Origin of the sequence: Lentibacillus sp. Marseille-P4043, from assembly GCF_900258515.1 — a bacterium.
Lineage (GTDB): Bacteria > Bacillota > Bacilli > Bacillales > Amphibacillaceae > Lentibacillus_C.
On the sequence record NZ_LT984884.1, the window covers coordinates 378,984 to 392,935 of the forward strand.

At 38.7% G+C, this 13,952-nt stretch carries 17 protein-coding genes, 1 pseudogene and 1 other annotated feature; of the genes and pseudogenes, 7 read left to right on the forward strand and 11 right to left on the reverse strand.

Going from position 1 to position 13,952, the window contains the following annotated elements:
• Positions 1 to 2: 2 nt before the first annotated feature.
• On the reverse strand, positions 3 to 1,163 hold the full coding sequence (locus C8270_RS02055; protein WP_106494967.1) for a pyridoxal-phosphate-dependent aminotransferase family protein: 1,161 nt from the start codon (positions 1,161 to 1,163) through the stop codon (positions 3 to 5).
• A gap of 49 nt (positions 1,164 to 1,212) precedes the next feature.
• On the reverse strand, positions 1,213 to 1,413 hold the full coding sequence (locus tag C8270_RS19655) for a hypothetical protein (protein ID WP_158701569.1): 201 nt from the start codon (positions 1,411 to 1,413) through the stop codon (positions 1,213 to 1,215).
• Between the two features lie 185 nt (positions 1,414 to 1,598).
• Positions 1,599 to 1,824 (reverse strand) — a binding site (T-box leader).
• A 587-nt stretch (positions 1,825 to 2,411) separates the two neighbouring features.
• Between C8270_RS19655 and C8270_RS02060 the strand changes: the two genes are divergently transcribed.
• Together C8270_RS02060 and C8270_RS02065 are read left to right on the forward strand one after the other, a co-directional pair.
• On the forward strand, positions 2,412 to 2,702 hold the full coding sequence (locus C8270_RS02060) for a hypothetical protein (protein WP_106494969.1): 291 nt from the start codon (positions 2,412 to 2,414) through the stop codon (positions 2,700 to 2,702).
• A gap of 5 nt (positions 2,703 to 2,707) precedes the next feature.
• Positions 2,708 to 2,941, forward strand: coding sequence for a hypothetical protein (locus C8270_RS02065; protein WP_106494971.1), 234 nt, complete (start codon positions 2,708 to 2,710; stop codon positions 2,939 to 2,941).
• 119 nt (positions 2,942 to 3,060) lie between these two features.
• Here the strand turns inward: C8270_RS02065 and C8270_RS02070 are convergent, their stop codons facing one another.
• From C8270_RS02070 to C8270_RS02085, 4 genes and pseudogenes are all read right to left on the reverse strand, one after another.
• Positions 3,061 to 3,612 (reverse strand): cysteine hydrolase family protein, encoded by a 552-nt coding sequence (locus C8270_RS02070; protein ID WP_106494972.1) that lies wholly within the window; start codon positions 3,610 to 3,612, stop codon positions 3,061 to 3,063.
• A 21-nt stretch (positions 3,613 to 3,633) separates the two neighbouring features.
• The gene (gene thiD, locus C8270_RS02075) at positions 3,634 to 4,461 is read right to left on the reverse strand and encodes a bifunctional hydroxymethylpyrimidine kinase/phosphomethylpyrimidine kinase (protein ID WP_106494974.1); all 828 of its coding nucleotides are present in this window, start codon (positions 4,459 to 4,461) and stop codon (positions 3,634 to 3,636) included.
• A gap of 18 nt (positions 4,462 to 4,479) precedes the next feature.
• On the reverse strand, positions 4,480 to 4,968 hold the full coding sequence (locus C8270_RS02080) for a DUF456 domain-containing protein (protein ID WP_106494976.1): 489 nt from the start codon (positions 4,966 to 4,968) through the stop codon (positions 4,480 to 4,482).
• 18 nt (positions 4,969 to 4,986) lie between these two features.
• Positions 4,987 to 5,406, reverse strand: a pseudogene (locus C8270_RS02085) (glycerol-3-phosphate acyltransferase).
• Positions 5,407 to 6,126: 720 nt separating this feature from the next.
• On the opposite strand from C8270_RS02085, the gene C8270_RS02090 reads away from it, so the two are divergent.
• Positions 6,127 to 6,702 carry a M15 family metallopeptidase gene (locus C8270_RS02090; protein ID WP_325034719.1) on the forward strand — a complete coding sequence of 192 codons (576 nt, stop codon included), beginning with the start codon at positions 6,127 to 6,129 and terminating at the stop codon, positions 6,700 to 6,702.
• Between the two features lie 81 nt (positions 6,703 to 6,783).
• Here C8270_RS02090 and ytzI read toward each other — a convergent pair whose 3' ends face one another.
• From ytzI to C8270_RS02105, 3 genes are read right to left on the reverse strand one after another with little or no spacing between them, the layout of a single operon-like run.
• Positions 6,784 to 6,915, reverse strand: a complete 132-nt coding sequence (gene ytzI, locus C8270_RS02095) for a YtzI protein (RefSeq protein WP_106494978.1) — start codon at positions 6,913 to 6,915, stop codon at positions 6,784 to 6,786.
• 22 nt (positions 6,916 to 6,937) lie between these two features.
• On the reverse strand, positions 6,938 to 7,369 hold the full coding sequence (locus C8270_RS02100; RefSeq protein WP_106494979.1) for a GNAT family N-acetyltransferase: 432 nt from the start codon (positions 7,367 to 7,369) through the stop codon (positions 6,938 to 6,940).
• A 12-nt stretch (positions 7,370 to 7,381) separates the two neighbouring features.
• On the reverse strand, positions 7,382 to 8,296 hold the full coding sequence (locus tag C8270_RS02105; protein ID WP_106494981.1) for a ketopantoate reductase family protein: 915 nt from the start codon (positions 8,294 to 8,296) through the stop codon (positions 7,382 to 7,384).
• 573 nt (positions 8,297 to 8,869) lie between these two features.
• Here C8270_RS02105 and ehuB point away from each other — a divergent pair.
• The 4 genes from ehuB (at position 8,870) to ehuA (ending at position 12,089) form a co-directional block, all read left to right on the forward strand.
• Complete coding sequence (gene ehuB, locus C8270_RS02110; RefSeq protein WP_106494982.1) at positions 8,870 to 9,775, forward strand: ectoine/hydroxyectoine ABC transporter substrate-binding protein EhuB; 906 nt, start codon at positions 8,870 to 8,872, stop codon at positions 9,773 to 9,775.
• Between the two features lie 158 nt (positions 9,776 to 9,933).
• Positions 9,934 to 10,593 (forward strand): ectoine/hydroxyectoine ABC transporter permease subunit EhuC, encoded by a 660-nt coding sequence (gene ehuC, locus C8270_RS02115; protein WP_106498434.1) that lies wholly within the window; start codon positions 9,934 to 9,936, stop codon positions 10,591 to 10,593.
• Positions 10,593 to 11,315 (forward strand): ectoine/hydroxyectoine ABC transporter permease subunit EhuD, encoded by a 723-nt coding sequence (gene ehuD / locus C8270_RS02120; RefSeq protein WP_106494984.1) that lies wholly within the window; start codon positions 10,593 to 10,595, stop codon positions 11,313 to 11,315. The genes ehuC and ehuD overlap by 1 nt, the downstream gene beginning before the upstream one ends.
• A gap of 3 nt (positions 11,316 to 11,318) precedes the next feature.
• A complete protein-coding gene (gene ehuA, locus C8270_RS02125) occupies positions 11,319 to 12,089 on the forward strand; it encodes an ectoine/hydroxyectoine ABC transporter ATP-binding protein EhuA (RefSeq protein ID WP_106494986.1) in 771 nt (256 codons plus the stop codon).
• A gap of 50 nt (positions 12,090 to 12,139) precedes the next feature.
• Here ehuA and murB read toward each other — a convergent pair whose 3' ends face one another.
• Both murB and C8270_RS02135 read right to left on the reverse strand, forming a co-directional pair.
• Complete coding sequence (gene murB, locus C8270_RS02130) at positions 12,140 to 13,063, reverse strand: UDP-N-acetylmuramate dehydrogenase (RefSeq protein ID WP_106494987.1); 924 nt, start codon at positions 13,061 to 13,063, stop codon at positions 12,140 to 12,142.
• 67 nt (positions 13,064 to 13,130) lie between these two features.
• A complete protein-coding gene (locus tag C8270_RS02135) occupies positions 13,131 to 13,949 on the reverse strand; it encodes an alpha/beta fold hydrolase (protein ID WP_234028463.1) in 819 nt (272 codons plus the stop codon).
• Between the last annotated feature and the right edge of the window lie 3 nt (positions 13,950 to 13,952).

Here is a 13,952-nt window from a genome sequence, read left to right on the forward strand (position 1 = left end):
AATTACTCTCCTCCCTTATGCAAATAAATTTCCTGTGCCGCTCTTACACCTTGCCCTAAATCTATTTGTTTCCCTATTCTGCTTAAACCTAACTCTAGTAAACTAACAAGCTGCAAAACATCCTGTGGCGCACAATAGCCCATATGACCAATCCGGATGATCTTGCCTTTTAAATGTTGCTGACCACCTGCTATAACAAGGCCAAACTCTTGTTTAACTTGTTTTCTTAATTTCTCTGCGACGTCAATATCATCTGGTTGAATAGCTGTAATGGTAGGCGAAGCTGCCTCATCTTTTGTAAGCAAACGAATCTCTAATGCTTTCATTGCACTACGTAACATTGCCATCATTGTTACATGCCTATCGTAAACCTGTTGCAATCCTTCCATTTCCATTAAGGTCAAAGCCTGTTCCAACCCAAACAGCAAGGATAAAGCCGGAGTATAGGGTGTAGAATTTCCTGCTAGATTATCGCGATATTTTCTCAAATCAAGGTAAAATCTTGGCTGTGGATTTGTTTCAATCACTTGCCAGGCCCGCTTGCTAGCTGCAACAAAAGTTAACCCGGCCGGCAGCATCATCGCTTTTTGTGAACCGGTAACAAGAATATCAATCTCCCATTCGTCCATCTTTGCTTCTACACCGCCAACACACGAAACCCCATCCACAATAACAAGAGCTTCCGAGTTTTCATGTACTGCTTTACTTATCGCTGCTACTGGATTTAATACGCCCGTTGATGTCTCACAGAATGTCACAAAGACAGCTTTTAACTGGGGGTTTTTTTGTAAAAATTCCTTGACCTGTTCCGGATCAATCGCCTCCCCCCATGCGATTTCAAGGCGATGGACAACTAATTGGTAGGCTTCACAAATTTTTGCAAACCGATCCCCAAAGGCACCCGTAACAATCACCAGAACCTCATCACCAGCTTTAGTTGTATTTACAACAGCCGTCTCCAAACCAGAAGTGCCGCTTCCAGTTATAATCATCACATCCTGTTTTGTGCCAAAAACGGGCTTTAATTTCGGTTTAATTCGCCCTAAAAGTTCCTTGGTTTCGATGCCCCGATGCCCAATCATCGGCTGGTTCATTGCACGCTGGACACTTGGCGGTATTGGCGTTGGCCCAGGTATACGAAGTAAACTTGTGTCTTGTAACATATTTCGTCTCCCCTCTCGTGAAAATTTCTTTTATTTCATTAGACTGTTTTCACATTGTTTGTTGTTTTTTAAATTTCGTAGTTGATAGAAAATGCCACGTAACTGCTGGGCTCTTTTCTATAAGTACGCGCATTTGCCGCCGTCCCGGATCGCTCCGGGTTGATGTTCTCGCATTCGGGTTGATGTTTCCACGTTTTGGGTTGATGCTCTCATGCTCCGGTTGATGTTTCCAGAGATCGGGGTCAACCACTCAACCCACATTAGAGTGAGAGAAAACGTCACAAAAAGAATTATCACTACATCGCATTTTATTTTTATTGTGTAAAAAACAACAAACGGCTTCGGTGGGGCGAGTAATCGCAGTCCCAATCTTTTAGAAAACAGCCTTTCATGAAGTCAACTTTAAAATAAAAAACTCCCCACCCCCTATAGTAGTTTAGGGGCGAAGAGTTTGATCTCACGCGGTACCACCCTTTTTTCACTGCATAACAAGCAGTCTTCATTGGTTTCAGTGCTTAACGGGCATATACCGGACAGATCTACTCCAATTTCAACCTGTCTATTCCAAAGTGCTGTCCATTGCCGGATTCACTAGTTCACACCATCCACCAGCTCTCTAAAGAACCCGATTCAATGCACCTGTCTTCTTCACTATATTTATATATCTGTGAAAACTTAATTTTTCTAATCATAGCAAATTTAAGTGGAATGTCAATAGCAATTTTGACAATTTAGAATTAATGATTTATTTGTAAGCGTTTAATCGAAGAGTGGGTATGATATGAAATTTTTGAGGTATTTACCTGCCATTCAAAAAACCAAATAGATATGATAACTTTTTGGGTTAAAATAGGATAATGAAAATTTATACTTATTTTATTTGAATGAGGTGAGGAGGTATTACTACGATGTTCAAACTCCTATAATGATTCATTATAAATTCGTATCTAAATGTTTTTGATCCGTCATCCCCATTTTTGGGTGCGAGGGCTAGCCTCCAGATAGCGTTACCGAATATGGGATAAAAAATATATGTATAATTATAGGATTGTTTAGGCACAACATTGATATATGGTTAATAGAAGATGGAATACAAATGGGCAAAGAATCTTATCGTTGCAATCTAAATGGAATTGACAAGGTCACTTTCGAGGTGCCGTAATATATACTGAAAATCCCTTCTTAATTCACTATGTTTTTCATATTTTTTAAGATAGTAATTTTTATTGACAATAAAAGAGAGATTACATGCGGAAATTGATAATTATTGCAGCAGTGTTGATTCTTTTATGCGGGATTTCGAGTGAAAAAGTAGTTGAAGGTAAAGAAATTAGTTCACTAAACGAAACTAACAATGAAACAGTCACCCTTCCAAATCTTAATGTGTATGCTGGAAATGTTTATGGGAACACAACGGGCACGGTATTAGATAATTGGTGTTGGAAAGAAAGAAAAGGGAATTGTTCTATGGGATCAACCTCACCAAGCGAACTTTTAAATGGGATTCCTCCATTGAAAGTAAAGCAGGGGAAAAAATAGTTTTTGTGATGTCTACCACCGATCCTTATCCAAACGCCTTTTTACTTGAACCCGATGAAATTAAGGTAAAAGAAATAAGATTAGACGAAAAAGTAAATATGGAAGTAACAGTAACAGATAATAAAATAACTGCATCCAAAGATAATGGAAAGTATTACTATTCTGTTGTAGTCCATTGGAGTGAATTACAGTTACAGGCACGCTATGATTTTGCCATAACAGTTGAAAGTAAAGGCTGACCTCCTAAATGAAGAAGGCTGTCTCATTATGACTACAACTTGTGACCTTTTAAGACAGCCTTATTCGTTTATCAGGAAAAAAATTGCTACTATATGCTTCCTTTAACACTATCCCCTGTTCAAACAACTTTCGCACCAAGTGTATTCGCAAAATGTCCTAATGCCCATTCATGTCCTGCTTGATTAAAGCTAGCCACCGCATCTTGATGAACAACGATATTAAACCCCTTGTTGTACGCATCCACGGCAGTATGTAACACACAAATGTCGGTACATACTCCTACAAGATGCACCTCGTTAATTTCGCGTTCACGTAATTTGATTTCCAGGTCAGTACCGGCAAATGCACTGTAGCGTGTTTTGTCAAAATAATAAACATTATCAGCGTCTTTATGTGTTTCATAGACAGTAGCCAATTCACCATAAAGATCTCGACCTTTTGTTCCGATTACATTGTGGGCTGGAAATAAGGCTGACTCTGGATGATAGTTATCCCTAGATTCATGTGCGTCAATTGCGAACACGACATAATCATCTGCATTGATAAACTCCTTTGTCAGTCCCACAATTTTCTCCTCAATTGCTTGTCCAGGTTCCCCACTTGTGAGCTTTCCGTCTTTGGCAACAAAATCATACGTATAATCAATATTAATTAGTGCTCGTTTCCCCATTTAAAACCCTCCAATTATATATTAACGTCGTACTGTTATTTTATGTGCTTCCCCTCTTGTTCGTAATGCGGCATGATAGGTCGGACCAACTTTGTCAGTGTAGGAAAACCCATACTCAATTGCTGTCGTAACAAATCCCTTCGCTGATTCCACTGCTTCCATGACATTTTTTCCTTTGGCTAACTGTGCCGTAATCGCTGCTGAATAGGTACAACCCGCCCCACTTGTGTTGACTGTGTCAATCCGAGGTGCCTCAAACGTTGTAAAGCTTTCCCCATCATATAAAACATCAATTGCTGGTCCTTCCAGTCGTCCACCTTTTACCAGAACATACTTCGGTCCCAAATGATGAAGGTCTACAGCTGCCTGTTTCAAATCTTCCACATTCGTTAATTTACGTTCATCTAGCAAAAACGACGCTTCTGGCATGTTCGGTGTAATTATGGTAGCTAATGGTAAAAGTTTGCGTTTCATTGCTTCAATTGCATCATCCTCAAGCAATTTTGAATCAAGTTTACCAACCATAACCGGGTCAACTACAATATGATCTATTTTTGATTCCTTGATTATTTCACTTGTTTTCAAAATTACTTCCTTTGAAAAAAGCATTCCTGTTTTCAAAGCGTCTATTCCAACTTGATTCATAGCTGTCGTATACTGTGCCTCGATTGCCTCTAGTGTTTGCGGGTGGACATTTTTATTCGTTTCCGGATGACGGGCAACAATCGCTGTAATTACACTCATCCCATATACGTCCAATTCCTGAAATGTTTTTAAATCTGCCTGTATTCCAGCACTTCCTCCTGCTGCAGATCCGGCAAATGTCAAAACTCGTGGTGGATTTATCATGTTATCGATTCCCTTCTATTACATTATTACGACCATTATAAACCATACAACCATGATGAGTTGAATAATAACCTTTGCAGCTGCCCCACTTAAAAATCCAATTAAGGAGCCAAACGATGCACGAACAGCCTCCCCAGTAGTGCGTTTTTGTATCATTTCGATCGTAAATACAACAATAAACGGCAACACAATAATACCAAATGGCGGTATTACAAATGAACCTAGGATAACTGCAACTCCCGCAGCCCGTTCACCCCATTTACTGCCACCGAACCTCTTAACAAAATAACTATTTGCGATTATATCCGCTCCAATAAGAACAACAGTCAAAATACCCATGGCCACCCAAAATAATATCGTAAGTTCTTCCGCATCAATCAGGAAATGATACAACAAGAATCCAACCCAAATCACAAATGGTGATGGGATAATTGGATAAATAATTCCTACAAAGCTGAGAACAAATAATGCAATAATTGTAATCCATATGAGAATATCAATGACCATCACCATCACCTAATTCCATTATTTTGTATTCTTTTGAAACATACTGGACAGTTTTGTTTCTTCTTTGGCTAAGATACGTTTATAACTTTCAATATGTTTCATTGTTGACAAAATGGAAAGCAATACAACAACCAACATTGGCTCGATTCCAAAGAAATAATAAGTCGTTAATAAACCATTAATGTTTGCGCCTCTCCTGTGATATCATTTTCATTTAATATATATAACAGCAATATAATTGATAATGTAGCTTTAAAAATATCAATAAGTGCAACGAAAATCCCAAATTTCCACCCAAGTAAAAATAGTCGTATTTGATGCTCCAGCATTTTTTACGCCCGTATTTTTTATTTTCACTTTCTTATATTTACCAACAATTTGCGAACCATGAATACAGCCAAATAAATAACCAATTACACAGCTTAGAAAGTAAAACATTGCCTCCCCCTTTTTTCCATTATGGCTGTTTCTAAAGATTGGCGATTCTTACACAAAAGCTATATAATGCGCAGTAACTACTGGGCTCTTTTCTATAAGTACGTTCATTTTCCGCCGTCCGGGATCGTTCCGGGTGGATGCTTTCCGCGGGCACGGCCTCAGCCTCCTCGGAAGAAAACCACTTCCTGCGGGGTCTTCGGACACGTGCTGTTCCCGCAGGAGTCACCACCCTCCACTCACCGGACTAGTGAAGCGGTAGAATGTGGCTTGGTAGAACACATAATACTACAGTTAACGGTAGTAAATGCAATACCAGCGAAGGAAATACACGCAGACTCCTGGGGGAAGAGAGGCATCGGTGAGACCCCGCAGTGCGACGAGCGAAACTTCCACCGAGTAAGCTTCGAGTTGCGAGGAGCTATACTTCACCGTGATTACTTGCAACGCGACGAGCACCCAGCACGAGGAGGCTCAACAGCCGCCCCCAGAAAGCGAAGTGTATTTCCGTAGCGGTGATTATTACGCTTAATCCTTCAACTACGAATTTAAAAAGCAACAAACATTACGAAAAAAGCCTTTAATATTCTATATACAATCGACACATCAAGCTACCCGGGTTACACTATTATACGGATCCTGTCTAAAAACGTTTCACTTAAAATACCAAACCACCATAAACCATATATTCACTGATATACCATCAAAAGGAGAACATTTACCTTGAAAAAGAAAAAGTACAACAAAGACTTCCTAGCATGGATTATGATCATTCTTTTTTTCACAGCAATCATCGTACTCTATAATAAAATGGATGATCCCGATCCCTATATTGACCAAAAAGAAGAAGCACCAAACCCCACTGAACTCCATCCAACAGTAAAGAAAAAGAAAAATACATTAGTAAAAAAAGCAAAGGATATTGGTATTCAAGTCGTTATCACGGAAGAAGTGCGTTCAATTAAACGCCAGAATGAATTATATGCACAAGGTCGATCAAAGAGAGGAAATATTGTCACTTACTCAAAAGGCGGCGAGTCTTACCACAATTATGGACTAGCATTCGATTATGCCTTAAGGGCCCCTGAGGGAAACGTTATTTGGGATATACAGTATGATGGCAACAACAATGGCCAGTCGGACTGGTTTGAAGTAGCCGAAATAGCAAAAAGGTTGGGATTTACTTGGGGCGGAGATTGGAAACACTTTAAGGACTATCCCCATTTACAAATGGATTTTGGCCTGACCATTAACCAGTTACAAAAAGGCTTACGACCAAAGATTGATAAGAACAAATGAAGAAACTGCTCACATCCATCCATAAACGAATACAATGCAAAAAGACCGCTTTAATTCCCATTTGCGGTCTTTTCGTCGTATTTATTTTTCCTTATCCTCTTCAGGAAGTGGATCAACAGTATGTTTGTAAGCATACCCTTTTGATATAGAAAACAAGGTCATAACTAGAACAATTAACATAATTACAATTCCTATTATTATGGTAGGCAGCATACCTCTATCTCCTTATGCGGTATTATTCATTCATGTTTAACACATACACACCATTTTGCTTCACCCAGCCTTTTCGTGAAAAAAATTGGTGTACGTTCGGATTTTTTGTTGTAATTGTGGTGATTAATCGTTCCACATCTTTTTGTTTAGCTAATTTCTCCATTTTTTGATATAAATGTTCATCAAGACCTTTATTCTCATAACTGGAAACGATTGAAAGCTTTTGTATCTGAAATTCATTTGCTGTTAGATCAATGCGAAATACCAAAAAGGCAGCAATAACTCCGGATTTTTCCACAAGATAAAACCTTGTATCATCCTGCACTAAAATAGTTTCAAACAGATCCTTCCCCATTTCACCCTCATCAGCAGCTAAGTGAATATTCTCATTGTTGTCACTCAGCTCAGATATCATTGGAAAGTCTTCCATTCTTGCTTCTCTTAATTTATACATGGTGTTTTCTCCTTATGCGTTCTCAAACGGTTTAATCAACCCATAAACAGCCTCAAGATAAGGAAGGTCTACACCAACTGCATTTGCCAAACGAATGGCCCCACCTTGAAGATGTTCTACCTCAAGTGTTAATCCTTTCCGCCGATCCTGGTGCATGGATGAGGTTGTTTCATCTGGCAGGTTCATTAATTTACTCTTCGCTGTTTCCACCTCGTCATCATGTAGCTCAACATGATAGGCCTTTGCAAGAACACACATTTCCTGTAGTATCATTTCCGCAATCCGAAATGTACTGTCATGCTTACGAATTTCACCTATTGCTAAGTTCGCAGCAGTTGTAATACCAGAAAACGCATTGATGAAGGCATATTTCTTCCATAACTCGTATGAAATAGTATCACTATTTACGCCGTTTACATTTGCTTGATTACAGAGTTCTTCAAGTTCCTTACAAATTGCTGTTTGGGTAGGCTCAAGTGGGCCAAAAATCAGATCATGGAAATCACTCGAATGGATAACATGACCTTTTTCATTCAATGTTGCAATAATAAAGGATAGCCCACCAAGTACCGCATCTTTTCCTAATTGATCCTGGAGGTAACTGATATGTTCCATTCCATTTAGAATAGGTAAAATGTAAGCGCCTTTATCTACTAATGCTTTAAGATTTTCTAACACTCCAGACAAATGATAGCCTTTTACTGCTACTAATACAAGATCAGCTTTATCGACTTCTGCAACATCTGTTACTATGTTAGGATCGTCAATACGATAGTCTCCTAATGCACTCGTTACATAAATCTTATTCTCTTGAATTTGCCCAGCGCGTCTTTCCCGAACTAAAAAGGTAACATTTGCCCCACCTTCTAGAAAACGAGCCCCGAAATAAGAGCCTAATGCACCTGCGCCAACCACAACTACATCCATCCAAATCCCTCCATCCGAATTATATATTATATCGTACCGTTTTTTCCTATAATTTGTCCATATCTAGCACCGCAAATAAATTTCCATTTACGTTAATTTTGGCAATTTTTTAGGATACACAAGCATGAAGCAATATATACAAGCATATTTTGGTATAAGACAGCTTAATACACTTCACCAATAAATATGCGATCTAAATCGGAATTATCTAAAAATATCACATTTGTGAATCATTTTAAATATCTTTACTATTAAAGTGTGTCCGCATATAAGCAACCAATCACTACACTATTTTCTCTTAGAAAAATTCAACATTCGCCTCTTATAGCGAATGTTGAAGTTTTACTTATACTTAATCCCTTGGGAATTTTTCCTTTCCTTAACTTAAGTGTAATAAAAAACCAGTATATTTTTCCTAAAACGAAAGTAATATGTATAGGCTTATTAAAAACTTGAATCTGAAGTTAAGTAAAATAAAGGGATTCAGCATTCGTCCACATATACTTAATTAATAGATAAAAAGGAATTTTACATAAATTCCTTTTCAAAATAAAAGGGGAGGTCATTTAGAAAATGAAGAAATTATTACTTATGTCAGTATTCTGCTTCACACTCGTGCTACTAGCTGCATGCGGATCAGAGGATGCAAGCAGCGATGGCGGTGACGGTGACAGCGACGAAGGTAATGGGACTTTATTAGATGAATTAAAAGAGAAAGGCACTGTAACAGTTGGCTTTGCTAACGAAAAACCTTACGCCTATCAGACCGATGATGGGGAACTAAAAGGTGCTGCAGTGGACATCGCAAAAGCTGTTTTTAAAGAACTTGGTGTTGATAACATGGAAGGACAGCTTGCCGATTTCGGTCAACTAATTCCTGGTTTAAATGCTGGTAAATTTGATGTTATTACAGCTGGTATGGCGATTAACCCAGATCGTTGCGCGAATGCGGACTTCGGTGAACCGGAAATGATGTATGGGGAAGGGCTTATTGTTCAAAAAGGTAACCCACTAGACCTACACAGCTATGAAGATATCGCTAATACAGATGCAACCGTATCGATCATGGCTGGAGCAACAGAACATGAATATGTAAAGCATGAAGGTGTAAGTGATGATCAAGTCGACAGTGCTCCAGACATTCCAGCTACATTCTCAGCAGTAGAATCTGGTCGTGCAGATGCAACAACCGGAACTGAAATGACAGTAAAAATGGCATTGGAGTCTTCTGGTAATGATAAGCTTGAATTCGTAAGTGACTTTGAACAACCAGATATTGAAGGTATTCCAAGTTATGGTGCTGCTGCATTTAATAAAGATAATGACGCATTAAGAGAAGCATACAATGAAAAATTAGCTAAGTTGAAAGAAGATGGCAAGATAAAAGAACTCTTAGAAGCTAATGGATTCAGTGCTGAAGGCAACTCAGTTCCAGCTGATATTACTACTGAAGGGGTTTGCAGTGGTGAACAGTATTAAGATTTCTTTCTAAATAATGACAACGACTCCATAGGGTCTGGCTCCCTCACCTAGGGGGTCCGACCCTATGCTTTTGTTTAAAATACCAGTGTAGTGCTGGTACGGGATATTTGTAATCCAATACATGAAGTATCTTTAAAATAAAAGGAGTGATTACTATTAATGCGATAGCAGATATTTTCCCCATCCTGATGCAGGGTGTCAAAATAACCGTTACCGTTCTTCTAGCCTCCATCGTATTGGGATATTTAATGGCATTCATTGCGGGGTTTTGCCGCCTTTCTAATAACGTTATCCTTCGAAAGTTTACTGGTTTTTATGTGGAGGTTTTCCGTGGTACATCACTAATCGTACAATTATTTTGGCTTTATTATGCATTGCCAATTTTATTCGGTATTGAGATTGGTAGTGATTTCTGGGCTGGTGTATTAGCAATTTCGTTAAACTATGGTGCGTATATGTCTGAAATTGTTCGCGGATCGATTCAATCTGTTGCAAAAGGACAAACAGAGGCAGCCACAGCATTAAATATGTCACGTTTTCAGCGTATGAGACTTGTAATTTTGCCTCAAGCAGTACGGATGATGCTTCCAGAGTTTGGTAACTACCTAATCTTAATGTTAAAATCCACATCACTTGTCTCTTTAATAGGAATGATGGATATTTTATATTATGGAGATATTTTGCGTAGTTCCAATCTGTCGCAGGCACCAACTGTATATTTATTAGTACTTGTATTCTACTTCATTCTTGCACTTCCATTAATCTGGTTAACAAGAAAAATGGAAAGTGCATCTAAGAAAGGAGTGGCTAGTTAATGAATAATTGGAGTTGGGATATATTCTTTGATGCCCTCCCTACTGTATTAGAAGGGCTTGGTATTACAATCGGATTAACAATCGCATGTTACTTATTTGCCTTAATTTTTGGTTTTATTTGGACATTTATTAGACGGATTCCTATAAAACCCGTCAAATGGGTATTATTATGGATTATGGAGTTTATTCGTTCGACACCACCACTTGTTCAGTTATTCTTCATCTATTATGCATGGCCAATGGTACCTGGTATTGGTATGACATTAAGTCCATTTACAAGTGCAATCCTAGGGCTAGGTATTCACTATAGTACCTATGTTGGTGAAGTATACCGTTCAGGAATTGACAGTGTTGAGAATGGGCAGTGGGAAGCATCTAGAGCATTAAACTTTTCGACCCGTCAAAAGTGGACAAAAATTATTCTGCCACAAGCCATACCGCCGACAATTCCAATGCTAGGAAACTATTTAATTATTATGTTCAAAGAAGTTCCCTTGGCATCGACCGTTGGCGTATCTGGTATTCTATTCATGGCAAACGAGTTCGGGGCGCAAAACTGGAAATACCTTGAGCCGTTAACTATTGTAGCTATTCTTTTCTTACTATTAAGCTACCCATCAGCTATTCTTATTAATAAACTGGAGAGAAAAATGAACCGACGCTTTGATAAGAAAGCAACTACTGGAAGTAAGCCAATTCAGGAAAACGAAGGAGCTGTATAATAAATGACAGAACCGATAGTAATGTATAACGATGTTCATAAATCTTTTGGTGATGTAAAAGTACTAAAAGGAATAGATTTAGACATTAAACCAGCAGAAAAAGTTGCCTTAATTGGACCAAGTGGATCTGGTAAAACAACAATTATCCGTATGTTAATGACGCTTGAGCAACCGACATCTGGAAGTATTATTGTTGATGGTAAGAACCTATGGCACATGGAGAAAGCAGGAAAGCTCGTTCCCGCAAATGAAAAACATTTACGGGAAGTACGTGGCGATATTGGCATGGTGTTTCAACACTTTAACCTTTTTCCACATATGACAATTTTGGAAAACTGTATGACAGCACCAATCCATGTCCAACGAGAAGCTAAGGCCACTGCCAAAAAACGTTCCATTGAAATGTTGGAGAAAGTCGGATTAGGTGATAAGCTTGATAGTTATCCAAGTCAGCTCTCTGGTGGACAAAAACAGCGCGTCGCAATGGCCCGTGCCTTAGTAATGCGTCCAAAAATCATGCTGTTCGACGAAGTAACATCCGCACTCGATCCAGAGCTTGTTGGTGAGGTCCTTGAGGTAATCCGTGATATTGCGAAAGAGGGCGAAATGGCAATGGTGCTCGTTACCCACGAAATGGAGTTTGCTCGCGATATCGCTGATCGTATTATATTTTTAGACGATGGTGTAATAGCGGAACAGGGCCCTCCAATGGATGTTCTTGAGAATTCAACAAACGAACGTCTGCAAAGCTTTTTGCATCGATTTAGACACTAATTAAGATCTAATAAAAGCTGTGAACAACAATATCTTGTTCACAGCTTTTATTATTCTCCCATATCCTCACCAATGATTTTAACTTCTCTTTCCAAGCTGACACCGAATTTTTCTTTGACCGTCTTCTGTACAAAATGGATCAGATTAATATACTGTTCGGCAGATGCATGATCCTTATTAACGATAAAACCAGCATGTTTCAAAGACACTTGTGCCCCACCAATCTGTTTTCCCTGAAGGTCACTATCCTGAATAAGTTTACCGGCAAAATATCCAGGTGGTCGCTTAAATACACTACCACATGATGGATACTCCAAGGGCTGTTTGGATTCCCTTTTGAATGTTAAGTCATCCATGATAGCTTTTATATCATCGTATTCTCCATCTTTTAATGAAAAAGTTGCCTCAAGTACAATGTAACCATTTTCAGGAATATTGCTGGACCGATATTCCAAATCTAAGTCATTTGCTGAAAGAGTAAGAAGGTTCCCCTCCCTATCAACCACAATTGTACTTTCCAATACGTCCTTTATTTCTCCCCCATACGCACCGGCATTCATAAACAATGCGCCACCAACAGAACCAGGAATCCCACACGCAAATTCCAGTCCTGTCAGTTTTTTTGCTAGTGCGTCACGAGAAACATCAATAATTCGTGCACCACTTTGGGCAACGATTGTCGTTCCGTCAGAAGTAATAGCGGCTAACTGCTGTAAATTCAAGACAATACCTCGAATACCGCCGTCTTTCACAATTAAATTAGAACCGTTTCCCAACATTGTAAAGGGAAGATTATCCTCATTGGCAAGTTTAACGATTTCCTGCACCTGTTCATATGTTTCTGGTGTTACATAAAAATCAGCTTTCCCACCTAAGCGGGTATACGTATGATCTTTTAAGTGTTCATCAACCATCACATTTTTCGCTGATGTAATTGCTATTAATTTTTCGTACGTATGATGATCATTCACCACTTAAATCATTCCTTTTAAAGTAATCTAACTGTACACATTTTTATTTTATCATCATTATTATTGTAAGTTATTGTGCTTGTTCTTGCCACAGAAATGAATGAATCAATTCGTCTACTTGTTCGTTTTCATGTAGCTCACTATGGCCTAAATGGTCATTTTCAATCATGACCTCTGTTAGTTGATCTGCCGGTATCATCATGCGCAGTTCTTGAACACTTTCCGGTACTGCTACCAGGTCTCCAGTACTGCCAATACTAAATACCGCCAGATCTTTCGGAATCGACTGGCTATTTGATTGTATGCGTTGTAAAGCTGATGAATTTGGTTTCAGATCATTTGCTGCTGCATCGTGATTAAGTTGAAAATAATGCTGACTATAGATTCCATCAAACGGGCTGCCAATCGTAATGAGCTTATTGGTTACAGGATATAAGTTTTTCTCCTGGTATTCTTCCACATATTTTAATGAAACCAATCCACCCATCGAATGTCCAACGAGATTAACGGAATCAATCTGGTACGTTTCTTTGAGGTGATGCATAACCAGCGATAGCCATGTTGCAGTATCTTCAAAACTTGCACGATTATTTTCAAAAATAACCTGAATGAAGACAGGCTCAAGTTTTCCCTTATTAAGATTATATACGTTAACGTCTCCTGTATTTGAGACGTGATAAATCAATGCTTTATTACCCCAATCGTTTCGTTCAAATCGCCCCAACATACCACCAAATGAATTCACTGTTCCTTTATACCCATGAACAAAAACGGTTACAGAAGAGGAATTTTGTTGTGAATTAGCCTGTTTCGGTAAATACGTAATTACCAAAACAAGAACAATGATCATGACTATTGATGCTATTTGCAGTATATGTTTCTTTCTCAACAA

Bases quoted from the DNA above. Each gene is read 5' to 3' on its own strand.
- ehuB (WP_106494982.1), top strand. From the start codon at position 8,870: ATGAAGAAATTATTACTTATGTCAGTATTCTGCTTCACACTCGTGCTA.
- ehuD (WP_106494984.1), top strand. From the start codon at position 10,593: ATGAATAATTGGAGTTGGGATATATTCTTTGATGCCCTCCCTACTGTA.
- C8270_RS02105 (WP_106494981.1), bottom strand. From the start codon at position 8,296: ATGGATGTAGTTGTGGTTGGCGCAGGTGCATTAGGCTCTTATTTCGGG.
- C8270_RS02055 (WP_106494967.1), bottom strand. From the start codon at position 1,163: ATGTTACAAGACACAAGTTTACTTCGTATACCTGGGCCAACGCCAATA.
- C8270_RS02100 (WP_106494979.1), bottom strand. From the start codon at position 7,369: ATGTATAAATTAAGAGAAGCAAGAATGGAAGACTTTCCAATGATATCT.
- ehuA (WP_106494986.1), top strand. From the start codon at position 11,319: ATGACAGAACCGATAGTAATGTATAACGATGTTCATAAATCTTTTGGT.
- C8270_RS02060 (WP_106494969.1), top strand. From the start codon at position 2,412: ATGCGGAAATTGATAATTATTGCAGCAGTGTTGATTCTTTTATGCGGG.
- ytzI (WP_106494978.1), bottom strand. From the start codon at position 6,915: ATGCTGCCTACCATAATAATAGGAATTGTAATTATGTTAATTGTTCTA.
- C8270_RS02070 (WP_106494972.1), bottom strand. From the start codon at position 3,612: ATGGGGAAACGAGCACTAATTAATATTGATTATACGTATGATTTTGTT.
- C8270_RS02080 (WP_106494976.1), bottom strand. From the start codon at position 4,968: ATGGTCATTGATATTCTCATATGGATTACAATTATTGCATTATTTGTT.
- thiD (WP_106494974.1), bottom strand. From the start codon at position 4,461: ATGATAAATCCACCACGAGTTTTGACATTTGCCGGATCTGCAGCAGGA.